Here is a 16126-nt window from a genome sequence, read left to right as displayed (position 1 = left end):
GTGAAACTGCTACGCCACGGCCCCAAGGGGCAAGAAAAGCCCGCCCTGCTGCACATCGATGGCACGGTGCGCGATCTCAGCGCCGTGCTGCCGGACATCGGCCCCAGCACCCTGTCTCCCACGGGCATGGCCGCACTGGCCAGTCTGGACGCATCCACCCTGCCGGTGGTGGCGCCTGGTCGCCTGGCCGTGCCCTGGACAGGCATGCGCAAATTCATTGCCATTGGCCTGAACTACGCAGACCACGCCGCCGAGGCCAACATGCCCATCCCACAAGAGCCCATCGTTTTCACCAAGACTGTGGATTGCGCCGTGGGCTGCAACCACCCGGTGGTGCTGCCGCAGGGCTCCGTCAAGACAGACTGGGAAGTGGAGTTGGGCGTCGTCATCGGCACCCGTGCGCGCTATGTGAGTGAAGCTGATGCGTTAAAGCATGTGGCGGGCTACTGCACCATCAACGATATTTCCGAACGCGAGTACCAGCTCGAGCGCGGTGGCACCTGGGACAAGGGCAAGGGCTGCGACACCTTTGGCCCCATTGGCCCTTGGCTGGTCAGTGCCGACGAGGTAGGTGATCCGCAAAACTTGGCGATGTGGCTGGATGTGAATGGCGAACGCCAGCAAACCGGCAATACCCGCACCATGATTTTTACGGTGGCTCAGCTCGTCAGCTACCTCAGCCGCTTCATGACCCTGGAGCCGGGAGACCTCATCACCACAGGTACCCCGCCAGGTGTGGGCATGGGCAAAAAGCCCGCACCCCAGTTTTTGAAGCCAGGCGATGTCATCACCCTGGGCATCGAAAAGCTGGGCGACCAACGCCAGACGGTCTTCGCCTGGGACCCTCAGCTCATTGATGGCTGAGAACCCCGCAGAATGACAACCCGGCGCTGGCACCGGCGTTGGGTGCATCGAACCGGTCTGCGCGCACGGGCTTTTGCCCCTGACGCGCAGGGGGTCGAGAGCGGAAACTGCGCAAAATGATGCGTAAACGCTACGCCCTCACGCATTGACAATGCATTTTCAGGACGCTGCCACGGCCTTGTAGCCCCCGAGATACAGGGGCAGTGCCAGCCAAACGCAGGTTATTGGGGTTAAGCCTGAAAAATTCCCCCCCAACGCACCCCGAACTGCTTCTAGAATTTGTAAACGTGCGTATCAGCGCGAAGGACATCGACCATGAAAGCAGTTCAGCAAGAAATCGACGAACGGACCAACCTCACCAGCACGAACAAGTTCGAGCTGCTGTTGTTCCGACTGGGTATTGACAGTGCGCTGGGCAAATCAGAGCTGTTCGGGATCAATGTGTTCAAGATCCGCGAGATCGTGGCCATGCCCAGCATCACGCCCATCGCCGGAACCACGGCCCATTCATTGGGGGTGGTCAACCTGCGCGGCCAGGTGATCCCGGTGCTGGACTTGCCCTCCATCGTGGGCTGCAAGCCCCAAACGGGGCTCAACATCATGTTGGTGACTGAATACGCGCGCACTACGCAAGCCTTTGCAGTCGAATCGGTGGAGGACATCGTTCGCCTCGACTGGAAACAAGTGCTGTCGGCTGAAACCAGCGGCGCTGCAGGCAAGCTGGTCACCAGCATTGCACGCCTGGATGGCAACACCGATGAGTCCCGCCTGGCCCAGGTGCTGGACGTGGAAGCCATTTTGCAAATGGTCTCGCCCTCCGACGGCCATGAAGTCACGGAAGAGAAAGTGGGCGCCAAGCTCAAGCTCAAGCCCGGCACCATCATCCTCGCAGCGGATGACTCCTTTGTGGCCCGCTCACTCATCGAGCAGGAACTGAAGGTCCTCCAAGCTCCGTACGAGATGGTCAAGTCCGGCAAAGAAGCCTGGGACCGGCTGAATGCCATTGCCAAGGCCGCAGAAGCCGAGGGCAAGTCTGTTACAGACCGTGTGGCCATGGTGTTGACCGACCTGGAAATGCCCGAGATGGACGGGTTCACCCTCACCCGCAACATCAAGCAAGACGCTCGCTTCAGTGGCCTGCCTGTGGTGATTCACTCCTCACTGTCTGGCTCGGCCAACGAAGACCACGTCCGCAGTGTGGGCGCGGACGGCTACGTCGCCAAGTTTGTGGCCGAAGACTTGGCCGAAACCATTCGACGCGTTCTCCCCCGCTGATGACTTACCCCGTCCCTGGCAATGCCAGGGATGGAAAGACACTGCTGCGTCCGTCCACAAGCATTAGCAGCTTGTGGACCAGGATGAAGAGCGGCTGGCAAAACGAAGCGAAGCGGCCCTGGCCAGACGCCACGTCGAAGGCAGTACAAGCAGTGCGCCAGGACGAGACAACGACGCCAGGGAGTTTGGTGAACCGATGTAAGCCTGCCTGGGTGCGTGCTTTCACCTCCTGACACGGACAACACCGTCGCTCACGACAGCGCCCCGACGGCATGGCGCTGAGAGCCTCTACCGCACAGCCGAAAGGCTCAGCGCGCTCAAAACCCCAGCCCCGTCAACCAAAACAGGGCCCCAGGCGTCATGGTGTGATGCACCGCCACTGCAAGCCACCGCACCAGTCGCGGCCTAGACTCAGGCACACGGGGCACGCAGCCTGCCCCAAAGGGATCCACCCATGAAACCATCCATCAGCCGATTCGCAGGTGCTTTTGCGCTGTGCGCAGGGCTGGCCGCCTGCACCACCGTGCCCGGAGACCCCTATTACGAGGCCCCTTACTACCCGGCGTACCAACCCCAACCGGTGTATATATACAACCAGCCTCCGCTGATTCGCCCCTACCCGGTGGCGCCGCCCCCGCCTGTTTACTATGGGCGCCCCTACGACGATGACCGCCGGGGCTGGAACCACCCGCCTGCAGCCAACGACCGCTGGCGCGACCGAGACAATGGCCGTGATCGAGACAACGCCCGCGACAGAGACCGCGCCGATCGCGACCGCAGAGACCGGGAAGACAGAGAGCGCCACGACCGAGAGGCCCAGCGAGGACGCCCCCCTGAACGCGTTCAGCCGCCCCCCCCACCGCCTGCGCAAAGCCCGGACAGGGTCTGGCGCGATGCCCGGCCACCGAGCCAAGGCCAGTCTGCAGAGGACAATCGCGGCCGAGGCGCCAGGCCTTCAGACCCGACAAACCGCTGACCGCCTGCGCCGCCCACTCCAACCCGGAACAATGCCATGCCTTACCGCCTGAAGCCCCTGTGGAAATGGCCCGCCGCAGTGGTACTTTGTGCCTGCAGTGCCCTGCCTGCGTTCAGCCAAGTCATTCGCTGCACCGACGCCAAGACCGGACAAGTCACCTACACCGACGGCAAGTGCGCAACGGGTGCCGCTGCCCACGAGGTGGAAGCCAAACGCACAGCGGAGGAAATTGAGCAGGAGCGACGCTCTGCCGAGCGGGCGCTGGAACTCAAACAACAGCGGCAGCAAGCCGAAAGTGCAGCAGCCAGTGCGCAAAGCCAGCGCGAGGTGGAACAAGAGCGCCTGCGCGCCGCACGGGCCGCCGCCGCAGCCCCCTTGCCCAAAGACTACGCCAGCTCACCCGAATGCGCCAAATCGCGCAGAAACCTGGAACTGGTGTCGACCGGTCTGTCTCGCTCCAACTACGACCAGGAGATGCGCATTGAAGCGGCACAACGGCAAATGGACCTGGACTGCCTGGGGCCGCAAGGCTATGCGGAGCTAGAGCGCGCCCGGGCCGCTCAACCCCGCGTCGTGGTCACTCCGCAGCGACGCCCGGTCTATCCCACGCCGGCTCCGGTACCCCAGCAGCCTTACCTGACGACCTGCAGCAACTTCCACTGCATCGACAACACCGGGGCACGCTACCCACGGTCAGGCCCCGGCCAGTTTCCAGGCAATGGCGGCGTGTGCAAATCCAAAGGCGGGCAGGCCCCCTGCTGACAATCCCCCAGCGGCCAAGCCCCGAGATGTGACCTCAAGCGGCGGGGCGAGCCGACAACCCCGTTGCAACGTCTGGAAACTGCAGCCGCAAGCCCAGCTCCTGCACCATGCGCTGGTTGTCCAAGCGGCGCGATTCGCTCATAAAGCTCAGCAGCACCAGAGGCAATTGCTCCTTGGCGGCGCTGCGCGCAATACGGGGTGGGCGGGGGAGCCCGTACAGGTCCGCAGCCAAATCAAAATAGTCACCCATTCGCAGGTGGTGCCCGTCGCTCACGTTGTACACCCGCTGGGCACGCCCTCGCCACAGCGCCGCCAGGCAGGCCCGGGCCAAGTCATCGGCATGGATGTGGTTGGTGAAGACATCATCAGCGGCCTCCAGCACGGGTGTGCCTTTGAGCAACCGGGCCCGGGGCGTCCCCCCCTCACGGTCTGGCGCATAAATGCCGGGAATGCGCAAAATGCTGGCACGCACGCCCGCACGCCCCAGGTGGCGCACAGCCGCCTCGGCATCCACCCGCCGCTGGGCACGGGGTGTGGCGGGCGCCAGCAGACGCTCCTCACGCACCAGCGCTCCGGCGCAGTCGCCGTACACGCCACTGGTTGATGCGTACACCAGCGATGCGGGCAAGCGGCGCATGCGCAGCACGCGGCCCAGGGCCTGGGTGCGTGGGTCACGCCACCAGGCATCGCGCCCCCCGCCTTCTCCAGGCGGTGGTGCCAGATGCAACACCCGCGTGGCAACGCCCGCCAAGCGCCGCAAGCTCGCTGCGTCGTCCAGATTGCCCAGCACCGGGGTTGCCCCCAACTGACGCAGTGCGGCGCGGCGGTCTGGGCTGGAGGTCAGGGCCAGAACCCGCATGCGCCCCGCCCCGGCCCCCTGCGCCAAGTTGCGGGCCACACGGCTGCCAACATCGCCACAGCCCACGATCAACAATCGCTCACGGCGAAAACGGGCAGGCAAGGCGCCCAGGGCACTGGACAAAGCCACGGTACTCATGATTTCTTTCGGGTGAACAAGCGGAGAAATTCAATGGTCAAACAGGCTACCCACAGGCTCTGAAGCCCACAGCGCCAAGGCCAACCCCCTGCGGCGCGCTGAACAAACGCAATGCAAAGCCGTGCGGCTCAGCACACCTTCAGTTTCTGCGGGCAAAATTGACGCCATTTGCATAAGCCCCCGAGGATACCCACAACATGACGCGACCCGACGACGCTGCTGGCGCCGCATTCCAGATCTCCGTAACGCCCAGCGGGCGCACCTTCCAAAGCCAAGGCGATGAAACCATCCTGGCCGCAGCCATCCGCAGCGGCGTAGGCCTGCCCTACGGCTGCAAAGACGGCGCCTGTGGCTCCTGCAAGTGCAAAAAGACCAGCGGCTCCGTCACCCATACCGATCATCAGGCCAAGGCGCTGAGCGCGGAAGAAGAGGCTGCCGGTTTTGTGCTGACCTGCTGTGCACGGCCACTGTCCGATGTGGTGCTGGAGTCGCGCCAGGTGACCGATGAAAGCGCCTACCCCATCAAGAAAATGCCGGTGCGTGTCTCCTCGCTGGAGAAACAGTCCCACGACGTGATGCGGATTCGCCTGCAACTGCCTGCGGCAGACACCTTCCGCTACCACGCAGGGCAATACGTGGAGTTCATCCTGCGCGACGGGGCCCGCCGGGCCTATTCCATGGCCAATGCGCCACATACGCAAGAGGCTGCCGCAGGCATTGAGCTGCACATCCGCCACCTGCCGGGCGGTAAGTTCACCGACCATGTGTTCGGAGCAATGAAAGAGAAAGAAATCCTGCGGATCGAGGGCCCCTTTGGCAGCTTCTTCCTGCGCGAAGACTCTGACAAACCCATCGTGCTGCTGGCTTCTGGAACGGGCTTTGCGCCCATCAAGGCCTTGATCGAGCACATGCAAGCCAAGGCCATCACCCGCCCCACCACGCTGTACTGGGGCGGGCGCCGCCCCGAAGACCTGTACATGCACCAGTGGGTGCTGGAACAAGCAGCACACATGCCACACCTGCGCTATGTGCCCGTGGTGTCTGACGCCCAGCCGCAAGACGGGTGGACTGGCCGCACAGGCTTTGTGCACCAGGCCGTGCTGGATGATTTTGCCGACCTCTCTGGCCACCAGGTGTACGCCTGCGGTGCTCCCATCGTGGTGGAGTCCGCACGCACGGCGTACAGCGCCCAGCGGGGGCTGCCTACTGACGAGTTTTACGCAGACTCTTTCACCTCCGAAGCTGACAAGCACGGCCCTTCTGCGTGACGAGGGCACTGCGTTGGCAGCCCCACGCAGCATGAAGGGCTGCCTTTGGCCCTGTATGAAAAGGTTCTCAGCACCAAGGCAGTTTTCTTTTTTGCAACAATCACACCATGAACCGCAGAAACCTCCTCATTGCCAGTGCGGCAGTCACCGCCGCCTTTTCCACCCCGCTGACCTTGGCGCAAGACGCCGGGCAGCCCATTCGGCTGATCGTGCCTTATGCGCCGGGTGGCCCGATCGATGTGACGGCGCGGGCACTGGCAGAGCGTGTGCGCGACTCGCTGGGCACCGTGATCATCGATAACAAGGGGGGCGCGGGCGGCAACATCGGCGCAGACGCCATTGCCAAAGCCGCACCCGACGGGCTGACCATCGGCATTGCCGCCACGGCCACCCACGCCGTCAACCCCTGGCTCTACACCCGGATGCCCTTTGACGCGGGCAAAGACTTCACGGCCATCACGCAGATGGTGCGCGTGCCCAATGTGCTGGTGATGAACGCAGCCAAAGCGGAACAACTCAAGATCCACACCCTGGCAGACCTCATCGCCTACGCCAAGGCCAATCCCGCTAAGCTCAACTACGGCAGCGGTGGCAACGGCAGCGCGGGCCATCTGGCCGGAGAAATGTTCAAGCAGCGCGCCAACATCTTTGCGCTGCACATCCCCTACCGTGGGGCCAACCCCGCACAGCTGGCGCTTTTGGCAGGCGAGGTGGACTTCAACATCGACAACCTGGCTGCGGCTGCGCCCAACATCCGCTCAGGCAAGCTCAAGGCGCTGGCCGTGACATCACTGGAGGCCTCTTCGGCACTGCCCGGAGTGCCCCCCATGGCCAACACCTTCAAGGGGTTCTCCATCGACACCTGGTGGGGCCTGGTGGCCCCCAAGGGCACGCCCAAACCCGTGATCGACAAACTCAACAAGGCCTTTGTGGCTGCGCTGCAGGCCCCTGAGACCAAAACCCGTTTTGGCGCCCTGCTGGCCGAGCCTGTGCCCACCACACCGCAACAGTTTGAGAGCTTCATGGCCAGCGAGCGCGCCAGGTACCAGGAAGTGGTCAAGCTCTCGGGCGCCAAGGTCGATTAAGAGAAAATAGGCTGCAGCGCTTATCCATCAAGCGCCAGCAGCTACTTTTTTGATAGCAAATCAGCCACCCAGGCTTTTGGCAGTCGCTCAATGCGCTGGTCTGCCACGGCCTGCAAGGCGGCCTCGCTCACCAGCGCGGGCGAGACTTCGGCCATCGGCAGCAGCACAAAGGCGCGCTCGGCCATGCGGGGGTGCGGCACGGTGAGAGTGGGTGTGTCCAGCTCCGCGTTGCCATAGCGCAGGATGTCCAAGTCCAGCGTGCGCGGAGCGTTGCGGTAGGGCCGCTCGCGGCCAGCGCCCTGCTCTATCGATTGCAGGCGCTGCAGCACATCCAGCGCAGGCAACGTGGTGCGCAGCAAGGCCACCGCATTCAAATAGTCCGGGCCACCCGCATCGATTGGCGAGCTGGCGTACAAGGCCGAAACATTGACCAGCCGCGTGTCTGGCCAACGGGCCATAGCCTGCAAGGCCTCGCGCAGCGCCTGCTCGCGCTCGCCCAGGTTGGCGCCCAGGCCCACCCAGACATCCACAGGCACCGCCGCGCTCATTCGCTGGTGGCTGGGGATACATCCCCGCCAGCGCCACCCGGCTTGCGGCGACGGCGGCGGCGTTTTTTGGGGGCTGCCCCGTCTTCAGCAGACTCCGGCAGTTCGGCTGCGGCGGCATCGGCCGTGGCAGCGGCTCCAGCAGCGGGCTTTTTGGGCACGCGGCGCACCACGGGTTGTTGTGCTTGCTGCTGGGCTTTAAGGCGCGCCTTTTGCTCTTCGCGGGCCTGGTCCAGCAGGTCTTCACGGCGCTCATCGTCTGCCGTCTGAAAGTCTTGCCACCATTCGGCCAGCGCCTCTTCCACCTCGCCAATGTCGGCGCGCAAACGCATGAAGTCAAAGCCTGCGCGGAAGCGGGGCTGCATCACCATGCCAAACGGCGTGTTACCCACGCGCTTTTCAAAGCGGGGTTGCATGACCCAGATTTCGCGCATGTCGGCGGCCAGCTTGCCGCGGCCAGACACATCGCCAATGCGCCGCTCAAACACCTCATCAATGGAGTCTTGCAGCGCAGGCAAAGCGTGCTCGCGACGGCCCATGCGGACTTCCCAGCCCTTGCGTACGTCTTCCCACAGCACACAGGCCAGCAAGAAGCTGGGCGCCACGGGTTTGCCTTCGTTCACGCGGCGGTCGGTATCCACCAATGCGGCTTTGACAAACGGGCTGTCGGCACGCTCCACCGCCACGTCCAGCAGCGGGTAGATGCCCTTGGACATGCCCAGCTTGCGCAACTGCTCGATGGTGGCAATGGCGTGGCCGGTTTGCAGCAGCTTGAGCATTTCGTCAAACATGCGGCTTTGCGGCACCTCGGCCAGCAGAGCCTGCGACTGCACTAGGGGCGCTGCCGACTTGGCGTCGATGCTGAAGCCCAGCGGGCTGAGCTTGGCGGCAAACCGCACCGCGCGGATGATGCGCACCGGGTCTTCGCGGTAGCGCGTGGCCGGGTCGCCAATCATGCGCAGCGTCTTCTTCTTGGCGTCTTGCAAGCCCTTGTGATAGTCGACCACGATCTGACTGACTGGGTCGTAATACATGGCGTTCACCGTGAAGTCGCGGCGGGTGGCGTCTTCGTCTTGCGGGCCCCACACGTTGTCGCGCAGCACACGGCCGCTGGCGTCCACCGCATGCTGCATGCCCGACAGTTGGGCCTTGCTGGTCTTTTCATTGCCGCTGACCTGGCCTGCAGCCGAGTTGTCGAGGTAGGCGCGGAAGGTGGAGACCTCGATCACCTCATGCTCACGCCCCCGGCCATGCACCACGTGCACGATGCGAAAGCGCTTGCCAATAATGAATGCGCGGCGAAACAGCGCCTTGACCTGCTCAGGCGTGGCGTTGGTTGCCACGTCAAAGTCCTTGGGGCGCAGGCCCAGCAGCAAGTCCCGCACCGCGCCGCCCACGATGTAGGCCTCAAAGCCCGCGTCCTTGAGGGTGTGCACCACATCGGCCGCCCGTCGGTCCACCAGCTCGGGGTTGATGCCGTGCACGGACGCTGGCACCTCTTCGCGCTTGCCAAAATGTGGCTTGCCGCCAGAGGTGCCGGGCGTCGATTTGCCCAGCAGTTTGTCGATGAACTTCTTGATCATGGGTATGCAGTAAACAGGTGAATGGGCGCTGTGGGGCAGCCTTCAGGCAGCGGCAGGGGCGCCTGTAGCGGCAGCGGATGCGTCTGCCGAAAACAGGTCCAGTATGCGCCAGCCGCGCTCTTGCGCCAGGGCGCGCAGGCGCGGGTCGGGGTTGGTGGGCACGGGGTGATTGACTTTTTCCAGCAGCGGCACGTCGTTCATCGAATCGCTGTAGAAGGTGCTGTCCACATCGGCCCAAGTGAGCTGGCGCGCAGCCAGCCATTGTTCCATGCGCAGCACCTTGCCCTCGCGCATGGTCGGGATGCCGTCAATTTCGCCGGTGTACCAGCCGTTGGCGTCGCGGGCCAGTTGCACGGCCAGCAACTCTGGCACGCCCAGAGCCTGGGCGATGGGGCGGGTCACGAACTCGTTGGTGGCCGTGACGATGACCACTTGGTCGCCTGCGGCCTCGTGCTGGCGGATCAAATCAAGCGCCTGGGGGCGAATGGCCGGGCCAATCACCTCACGCATGAATTGCTGGTGCGCCGTGGCCGCCGCATCGGCACCCCGAAGGCGCACGGCTTCGGTGGCAAAGCGCACGTAGTCGTGCACATTGAGCGTTCCAGCCTGGTAGTGGGCGTAAAACTCATCGTTGCGACGTGCAAACTCCACCGGGTCGTTCCAGCCGATGCGGATGGTGAACTCGCCCCACTCGTAGTCCGAGTCGAGCGGCAGCAGCGTGTGGTCCAAGTCAAAAAGTGCCAAGCGAAGGCGGCTTCTTTGCATTTCAATCATTCAATAAGTTGCGTTGCGCGAGCGGTTGCAAAAACTGTCACTGCCTAAACCCAGCGGCCGCCGCGCAAGGGCCGCCCCGCCACGCTGGCGGCGCTTCGCTGGCGTGCGCTGGCGGCGTCCTCCTTCCCGCAGTGCACAGCACAGCGAGAGAAGGGGGAAGCGGCGAAGCCGCTCAGGGGGTTGTCCCTCATTCTTCATTCCGATTCGAGCATGGCCTTGAGCAGCGGAATGGTGATGGCGCGCTGGGTGCGCAGCGCAAAGGCGTCCAACTGGTCAAGCAATTGCATCAGGCTGCCCAGATCCCGAGAGAAGCGCTTGAGCATGAAGTCCATGACCTCGTCGCCCAGGAACACGCCCCGGGCGTCGGCCTCTTGGCGCAGCACCGCGCGGCGGGCGGTTTCATCGAGCAACTGCAGCTGAAAAACGTGGCCCCAACCCATGCGGCTGCGCAGATCGTCGCGCAGCGGCAAGTCGGCCGGGGGTAAATCGCCAGCCGCAAGCACCCAGCGCTGACCGCCCGTGGCCGGGTTGATGGCATTCACAAACCAGTTAAAGGCACTGGCCTGCTGTGCGGTGTTGTAAAGATGCACTTCGTCCATCACCACGGCCGCCCAGCGTTCGTCAAAGTCTGGCGGGTTGGCCACGGAGGCGTCCATCCAGCCCACGCTGGCGCCCTGCTCGTGCAGGGCTTCACACACGGCCTTGAGCAAATGGGTTTTGCCGCTGCCCGCCTCGCCCCACAAATAGGTGGGCACCGGTGAGCGCGTGCTCTGGCTGCTGCCCTCACCCGCCCACAGGCGCAGGTGTTGCAAAGCAGCATCATTGGGGCCTGCATAGAAGCTCGACAGCGTCGGCCCGGTGACCAGGCCGATATCCAGCGCCAGCTGCTTCATGGCAGCAGCCTGCTGGGCGACATGCTGGAGCGAGAAGAAAAAGCGTAGAACTGCATGGGCTCCAGAGAGATCAGAGAGAAAACAGGACAGTATGGAAGGGTTGCGGCGGGGTGGTCAGCGCGCAGCCCGTAAAATCTGGGCAAATTTTAGTCTGCTGCGCACGCTGGTCCGTGCTTACCCTGCCATGAGCAACTCTGCCGCTACCCCTACCCCCCTGTCCTACAAAGACGCTGGCGTTGACATCGACGCTGGTGACGCCCTTGTCGAGCGCATCAAGCCCCTGGCCAAAAAAACCATGCGCGAAGGCGTGCTGGCAGGCATTGGCGGCTTTGGTGCCCTGTTTGAAGTGCCCAAGCGCTACAAGGAACCCGTGCTGGTCAGCGGCACCGACGGTGTGGGCACCAAGCTCAAGCTGGCGTTTGAATGGAACATGCACGACACCGTGGGCATCGACCTGGTGGCCATGAGCGTGAACGACGTGCTGGTGCAAGGCGCCGAGCCCCTGTTCTTCCTCGACTACTTTGCCTGCGGCAAGCTGGACGTGGACACGGCTGCGGCCGTGGTGGGCGGCATTGCAAAGGGCTGCGAGCTGTCTGGCTGCGCACTGATTGGCGGCGAAACCGCTGAAATGCCCGGCATGTACCCCGCTGGCGAATACGACCTGGCCGGTTTTGCCGTCGGCGCGGTCGAAAAATCCAAAATCCTGACCGGCCAAACCGTGCAGCCCGGCGACGTGGTACTGGGGCTGGCCAGCCACGGCGTGCATTCCAACGGTTTCAGCCTGGTGCGCAAGTGCATTGACCGCGCCGAAGCCGCAGGCAATGTGCCCGCCACGCTGGACGGCAAGCCCTTCAAGCAAGCCATCATGGAGCCCACGCGCCTGTACGTGAAGAACGTGCTGGCCGCGCTGGCCCAGCACCCCATCAAGGCCCTGGCCCACATCACCGGTGGCGGCCTGCTGGAGAACATTCCCCGCGTGCTGCCCGAAGGCACTGCAGCCCACCTGACCAAGGGCAGCTGGCCCCAGACCGAACTGTTTGCCTGGCTGCAAAAGACGGCAGGCATCGACGACATCGAGATGAACCGCACCTTCAACAACGGCATTGGCATGGTGGTGGTGGTTGATGCCGCCAACGCTGAAGCCACGGCCGCCACGCTGCGCGCTGCAGGCGAGCAGGTCTACACCATCGGCGCCATTGCGCCGCGCGGCGAAGGTGCCGCCGTGGTCGTCGGCTAACCCCAACCGCCGTACCCACACGCGCATGGCGCAGCACCAGCCCCCAGCCCTCCCGCCTGAAGCGCCCTCGGCAGCGCTGACCAGCTACAACGCCCCCACACAGCCGACGCAGCCCCTGTGGGCTGCGCGCTCGGGCGTTGTGCTGGCCAGCTACCTGCTGATGGCCTCTGCATTGCTGCTGGTGATGTGGCGCGGGCTGCTGCCCGGGCTGCTGTGCGTGTGCCTGGGCTTCCTGCTCACCCGCGCCCTCACTAGCTGGCTCACGGCCGGGTTGCGCCGCCTGCAAGGCGCTAAGGCGGCGCAGCGCGCCACGCCCCGCGCAGCCCAGGTGGTGGCCGCCGCCGTGGTCATGCTCATGCCACTGGCATTGCTGGCAGCCGGGCTTACCCACTCGCGGGGGTACCTGGTCGATGCACCCCAGCAGTACCGCGAGCTGCTCACCTACATGGCCCGCACGGTGCTAGAGCTGCGCCTGAAGCTGCCGGCCGACATGGCCGCCCACCTGCCCGAGGGCGCGGCAGAAATCCAACGCATCATCGCCAGCTACCTGGGCGCCAAGGCTGGCGCGTTGGCCATGGCCGGGCGGGCCTGGCTGGGTAGCGTGCTATTTGCCTATGTGGGCCTGCTCATCGGCTCCCTGGCGGCGGTACGCACTTCCAACGCATCCCTAGGCCCCCTGGCCCAGCAACTGGGCCAGCGCATCACGCTGTTTGGCGAGGCATTCCGGCAAATCGTGGCAGCACAATTTTGGATTGCGGCGTTTAACACGCTGCTGACCGCGCTGTTCCTGCTGTTTGTGCTGCCGTTCTGGGGCATGGCCCTGCCCTATACCCCGGTGCTCATCACCCTCACCTTTGTCGCAGGCCTGGTGCCCATCGTGGGTAATTTGCTGTGTAACGTGGTGATGACCATCGTAGGCCTGTCGGTGTCGCCCATGGCAGCAGCCGCCTGCCTGGGCTTTCTGATCCTGATCCACAAAGCAGAGTACGTCATCAACGCCAAGGTGGTGGGCCAGCGCACACAGATGGGCGTGTGGGAGCTGCTGAGCGTGATGTTTGTGGCCGAAGCCGTTTTTGGCCCGGCCGGGCTGGTGGCTGCACCCTTGTTTTATGCGTACCTCAAGAAAGAGCTGGTCGCTGCACGGCTGGTTTGATTTGCCCGCCGATTCTATTCAAAATTGATAGCGCCTTGCGCTTATCCATCGGGCGATAGAGGCATATTTCGCATCTATCTCCTACCCCTAAGCCAGGCGGCCGAACTGCCTTACAACAAAAGCCCAGGCCAACGCCGAAGCATCAGGCCCCGCCGGATCGCTGTGGGGCAAGCCTGGTGCCCCGCCGCTCCAGGCGTGGCCCAGCCCCGTGATCTCTCGCACCGACACCACCACCTGGCCGTGGGCCTTGAACTCCATGGCCTGCATGGGGTAACGCTGGCCTCGGCGCAGGGTGCGCGATGCCGTCGCCCGTGCGCCCGCAGCATCGGCCCACAGCACCGCCGTGGCGGCGGCATTGCGCACCGAGACCACGCCATCGGCATCGCCATGCAGGATGAGCAGCGGCGGCAAGGTCTGGCGATCTGCCGCAGCCCCATCGCCAGTGCCCCCCAGGCCGCCCGCAGGCAACGGAGCCTGTGCGATGGGCAAATGCGCATCGCGGCTGCCACGCATGGCCGCTACGGCGGTGGCGGCCGATTCAGCCGTGCCCGGGGCCACCCCGGAGTGCATGACCACCGCGCAAAAGCGCGATGGGTAGCGCGCCCCCAGCAGCGCAGCCATGCTGCCGCCAGCAGACAAGCCCGCCACAGCCACACGCCCCAGATCCACCGGATGGCGACGCGCAACCTGGTCCACAGCGGCCAGCAAGGTGGCAGCCTCGGCATCGGCCTTGCCACTGCGGCGGTCGTACCAATTCCAGCAACCATGGGCATTGGCCACACGCTCTTGCTCGGGGTACAGCACCAAAAAACGCTTGCGTGCCGCTAGGCGGTTCATGCGCGAGCTGGCCGCCAGGTCGCGCCCCGTTTGCCCGCAGCCATGCAACATGACCAGCAACGGAAACAACTCCCCCGGGGCTGGCGCCAACCCCGCAGGCACAAAAAGATGGAAGCGCCGCGCCCCTGCCGGGCCGGGGGCAATCCCCGCCAACCACTCGGAAGACGTACCTGCCAGCGGGGTGGTGCGCCTGGGCGCCGCCCGCGCCGCTTTGCGGGCCACAGCGCTACTCTGCACCGGCGCGCGTTTCTTGCCCTTCACAGGCTTGGCCACGCGCACCAACGCCGCCAGATTGCGTCGGTACGCGCGGGTGAGCGCCGCCAACGAAAACAGACTGCTTTTATGAGGCATGGGGGCAATGGCTCCAGAAAATAAGGGAAAACCCTGATCACCATAGCAGGTATTGGCCCAAGCCTTGATTTACGGCAGGTTGCAAACCACGCTGGCAAGGCGCGGGCCCGGCGCAGGGCCCCCACATGGCCCACAAAAGCCCAGAAAAGACTGCGCACAGATTTCTCAACGCATGTCCTGATTTGATCGAAACTCGTCCAACTCCGAACTGACGGAAGGCTGTAGCGCTTTCAAAATGGGCGCATATTCACTCGATTGCAAAAGGCCACCTCATGAAAACTTGTCTGATAGTGATTGATGTCCAAGAATCATTTCGGCACCGCCCGTTTTTCACAGAAACAGGCCTGCCCGCCTACCTGGCCGCACAAAATGCCTTGATCGAGGGCTGCATCGCCCAGAGCATTCCGGTGGTGCGGGTATTTCATGCCGATGGGCCAGAGACGGTCGCCAATCCCTTCTCGCACACCTCCGGCCACGTCAGCCCCCTCAAGGGACTCACGGACTTTGATGCCGCAGCCACCTTCACCAAGTCGCGCCACAGCGCGCTGGTGGGCACAGGGCTCGACGTATGGCTGACACGCCATGGGGTTCAGCGACTCATCATCAGCGGCATTCGCACCGAACAATGCTGCGAGACCACCACACGCCACGCCTCAGACCTGGGCTGGGAGGTGGACTACGTGCTAGATGCCACCCACACCTGGGACATGGTGCAACCCGACGGCCAGGTGCTGCCAGCCGCCGACATCAAGACCCGCACCGCGACCGTGCTGCAAGGCCGCTTTGCCACGCTGTGCACGGTGGATGAAGCACTTGCACGGGTACAGTCTGCCGCCTTGACCGGGGTGCGCTCATGAGCTGCACCCTGAACATCGCCATCTTGGTGTTTGACGATGTGGAAGCCCTGGACCTGGGCGGCCCGTATGAAGTCTTCACCACCGCCACCCGCATGCACCAGCGCGCGCAGCCCGGTGCAGCCCCGGCCTTCAGCGTGCAATGCGTGGCCCGCACCCTGGATGCCATACGAGCCCGCGCTGGGCTGCGGGTGCTGCCGGATGCCGACTTTGCCAGCGCGGCACCACCCGATGTGCTGGTCGTGCCCGGCGGCGTGGTCGATTCCGCCGCTGCCTGCGCCGCTACACGCCAGTGGGTGGCACAGGCCGCCCAGGGCGCCAGCATCACAGCATCTGTGTGCACCGGGGCGTTCATTCTGGCGGCGGCCGGTGTGCTGCGTGAGGGCCCCGTCACCACCCATTGGGAAGATATTGGCGATCTGCGCTCGCAGTTTCCGCAACTCACCGTGCAAGAGCATGTGCGCTGGGTCGATCAGGGGCGGCTGGTCACCTCGGCGGGCATCAGCGCGGGCATCGACATGAGCCTGCACCTGGTCAGCCGCCTGCTGAGCCCTGCCCTGGCCGAGCGCACAGCCCGCCAAATGGACACGCCCTGGAACCCCGCGCCTTAAACCACCCACGGGCCATGCAGCCCACCGCCAGGCGGCGCCAGCTGCATGGCGGGTGGGCCAA

The 16126-nt window shown here is 64.3% G+C and carries 16 protein-coding genes; 10 read left to right on the top strand and 6 right to left on the bottom strand.

Annotated features, from left to right (window positions below; translation table 11 throughout):
• The 4 genes from C8C98_RS15875 to C8C98_RS15860 all read left to right on the top strand — a co-directional run bounded on the left by C8C98_RS15875 (position 1) and on the right by C8C98_RS15860 (position 3877).
• On the top strand, positions 1-864 hold the full coding sequence (locus tag C8C98_RS15875) for a fumarylacetoacetate hydrolase family protein (RefSeq protein WP_121455066.1): 864 nt from the start codon (positions 1-3) through the stop codon (positions 862-864).
• Between the two features lie 315 nt (positions 865-1179).
• Entirely contained in the window at positions 1180-2139 is a 960-nt protein-coding gene (locus C8C98_RS15870; protein ID WP_099654962.1) for a chemotaxis protein, read from the top strand.
• A gap of 454 nt (positions 2140-2593) precedes the next feature.
• The gene (locus C8C98_RS21595) at positions 2594-3115 is read left to right on the top strand and encodes a hypothetical protein (RefSeq protein ID WP_147436379.1); all 522 of its coding nucleotides are present in this window, start codon (positions 2594-2596) and stop codon (positions 3113-3115) included.
• Positions 3116-3151: 36 nt separating this feature from the next.
• Positions 3152-3877: a DUF4124 domain-containing protein gene (locus C8C98_RS15860; protein WP_121455064.1), complete on the top strand. Its 726-nt coding sequence runs from the start codon at positions 3152-3154 to the stop codon at positions 3875-3877.
• Between the two features lie 34 nt (positions 3878-3911).
• On the opposite strand, the gene C8C98_RS15855 is transcribed toward C8C98_RS15860, so the two are convergent.
• Positions 3912-4874 (bottom strand): SDR family oxidoreductase, encoded by a 963-nt coding sequence (locus C8C98_RS15855; RefSeq protein WP_121455063.1) that lies wholly within the window; start codon positions 4872-4874, stop codon positions 3912-3914.
• Between the two features lie 197 nt (positions 4875-5071).
• On the opposite strand from C8C98_RS15855, the gene C8C98_RS15850 reads away from it, so the two are divergent.
• Positions 5072-6142, top strand: coding sequence for a CDP-6-deoxy-delta-3,4-glucoseen reductase (locus C8C98_RS15850; protein ID WP_121455062.1), 1071 nt, complete (start codon positions 5072-5074; stop codon positions 6140-6142).
• 107 nt (positions 6143-6249) lie between these two features.
• Positions 6250-7227: a tripartite tricarboxylate transporter substrate binding protein gene (locus C8C98_RS15845; protein ID WP_121455061.1), complete on the top strand. Its 978-nt coding sequence runs from the start codon at positions 6250-6252 to the stop codon at positions 7225-7227.
• 41 nt (positions 7228-7268) lie between these two features.
• Here C8C98_RS15845 and folK read toward each other — a convergent pair whose 3' ends face one another.
• The 4 genes from folK to hda all read right to left on the bottom strand — a co-directional run bounded on the left by folK (position 7269) and on the right by hda (position 11022).
• Complete coding sequence (folK, locus tag C8C98_RS15840) at positions 7269-7775, bottom strand: 2-amino-4-hydroxy-6-hydroxymethyldihydropteridine diphosphokinase (protein ID WP_121455060.1); 507 nt, start codon at positions 7773-7775, stop codon at positions 7269-7271.
• Complete coding sequence (pcnB, locus tag C8C98_RS15835; protein ID WP_121455059.1) at positions 7772-9355, bottom strand: polynucleotide adenylyltransferase PcnB; 1584 nt, start codon at positions 9353-9355, stop codon at positions 7772-7774. Before pcnB ends, folK begins: the two co-directional genes overlap by 4 nt.
• Positions 9356-9397: 42 nt before the next feature.
• Positions 9398-10120, bottom strand: coding sequence for an HAD family hydrolase (locus tag C8C98_RS15830; protein ID WP_370450413.1), 723 nt, complete (start codon positions 10118-10120; stop codon positions 9398-9400).
• A 203-nt stretch (positions 10121-10323) separates the two neighbouring features.
• Positions 10324-11022: a DnaA regulatory inactivator Hda gene (gene hda, locus C8C98_RS15820; protein ID WP_099654953.1), complete on the bottom strand. Its 699-nt coding sequence runs from the start codon at positions 11020-11022 to the stop codon at positions 10324-10326.
• A 184-nt stretch (positions 11023-11206) separates the two neighbouring features.
• Here hda and purM point away from each other — a divergent pair, with 184 nt between their 5' ends.
• Both purM and C8C98_RS15810 read left to right on the top strand, forming a co-directional pair.
• Positions 11207-12259 carry a phosphoribosylformylglycinamidine cyclo-ligase gene (gene purM / locus C8C98_RS15815; RefSeq protein WP_121455056.1) on the top strand — a complete coding sequence of 351 codons (1053 nt, stop codon included), beginning with the start codon at positions 11207-11209 and terminating at the stop codon, positions 12257-12259.
• 25 nt (positions 12260-12284) lie between these two features.
• A complete protein-coding gene (locus C8C98_RS15810) occupies positions 12285-13412 on the top strand; it encodes an AI-2E family transporter (RefSeq protein ID WP_121456312.1) in 1128 nt (375 codons plus the stop codon).
• Between the two features lie 87 nt (positions 13413-13499).
• Here C8C98_RS15810 and C8C98_RS15805 read toward each other — a convergent pair whose 3' ends face one another.
• Positions 13500-14600: a PHB depolymerase family esterase gene (locus C8C98_RS15805; protein WP_121455055.1), complete on the bottom strand. Its 1101-nt coding sequence runs from the start codon at positions 14598-14600 to the stop codon at positions 13500-13502.
• Between the two features lie 272 nt (positions 14601-14872).
• Between C8C98_RS15805 and C8C98_RS15800 the strand changes: the two genes are divergently transcribed.
• Both C8C98_RS15800 and C8C98_RS15795 read left to right on the top strand, forming a co-directional pair.
• Complete coding sequence (locus tag C8C98_RS15800) at positions 14873-15457, top strand: cysteine hydrolase family protein (RefSeq protein ID WP_121455054.1); 585 nt, start codon at positions 14873-14875, stop codon at positions 15455-15457.
• Entirely contained in the window at positions 15454-16065 is a 612-nt protein-coding gene (locus C8C98_RS15795) for a DJ-1/PfpI family protein (protein WP_121455053.1), read from the top strand. The genes C8C98_RS15800 and C8C98_RS15795 overlap by 4 nt, the downstream gene beginning before the upstream one ends.
• The last annotated feature ends 61 nt before the right edge of the window (positions 16066-16126 follow it).

It is taken from the genome of Acidovorax sp. 106, assembly GCF_003663825.1.
Lineage (GTDB): Bacteria > Pseudomonadota > Gammaproteobacteria > Burkholderiales > Burkholderiaceae_C > Acidovorax.
This window is presented reverse-complemented; position numbering and strand designations above follow the sequence as displayed.

Bases quoted from the DNA above. Each gene is read 5' to 3' on its own strand.
- C8C98_RS15870 (WP_099654962.1), top strand. From the start codon at position 1,180: ATGAAAGCAGTTCAGCAAGAAATCGACGAACGGACCAACCTCACCAGC.
- C8C98_RS21595 (WP_147436379.1), top strand. From the start codon at position 2,594: ATGAAACCATCCATCAGCCGATTCGCAGGTGCTTTTGCGCTGTGCGCA.
- C8C98_RS15860 (WP_121455064.1), top strand. From the start codon at position 3,152: ATGCCTTACCGCCTGAAGCCCCTGTGGAAATGGCCCGCCGCAGTGGTA.
- C8C98_RS15855 (WP_121455063.1), bottom strand. From the start codon at position 4,874: ATGAGTACCGTGGCTTTGTCCAGTGCCCTGGGCGCCTTGCCTGCCCGT.
- C8C98_RS15850 (WP_121455062.1), top strand. From the start codon at position 5,072: ATGACGCGACCCGACGACGCTGCTGGCGCCGCATTCCAGATCTCCGTA.
- C8C98_RS15845 (WP_121455061.1), top strand. From the start codon at position 6,250: ATGAACCGCAGAAACCTCCTCATTGCCAGTGCGGCAGTCACCGCCGCC.
- folK (WP_121455060.1), bottom strand. From the start codon at position 7,775: ATGAGCGCGGCGGTGCCTGTGGATGTCTGGGTGGGCCTGGGCGCCAAC.
- pcnB (WP_121455059.1), bottom strand. From the start codon at position 9,355: ATGATCAAGAAGTTCATCGACAAACTGCTGGGCAAATCGACGCCCGGC.
- C8C98_RS15830 (WP_370450413.1), bottom strand. From the start codon at position 10,120: ATGCAAAGAAGCCGCCTTCGCTTGGCACTTTTTGACTTGGACCACACG.
- hda (WP_099654953.1), bottom strand. From the start codon at position 11,022: ATGAAGCAGCTGGCGCTGGATATCGGCCTGGTCACCGGGCCGACGCTG.
- purM (WP_121455056.1), top strand. From the start codon at position 11,207: ATGAGCAACTCTGCCGCTACCCCTACCCCCCTGTCCTACAAAGACGCT.
- C8C98_RS15810 (WP_121456312.1), top strand. From the start codon at position 12,285: ATGGCGCAGCACCAGCCCCCAGCCCTCCCGCCTGAAGCGCCCTCGGCA.
- C8C98_RS15805 (WP_121455055.1), bottom strand. From the start codon at position 14,600: ATGCCTCATAAAAGCAGTCTGTTTTCGTTGGCGGCGCTCACCCGCGCG.
- C8C98_RS15800 (WP_121455054.1), top strand. From the start codon at position 14,873: ATGAAAACTTGTCTGATAGTGATTGATGTCCAAGAATCATTTCGGCAC.
- C8C98_RS15795 (WP_121455053.1), top strand. From the start codon at position 15,454: ATGAGCTGCACCCTGAACATCGCCATCTTGGTGTTTGACGATGTGGAA.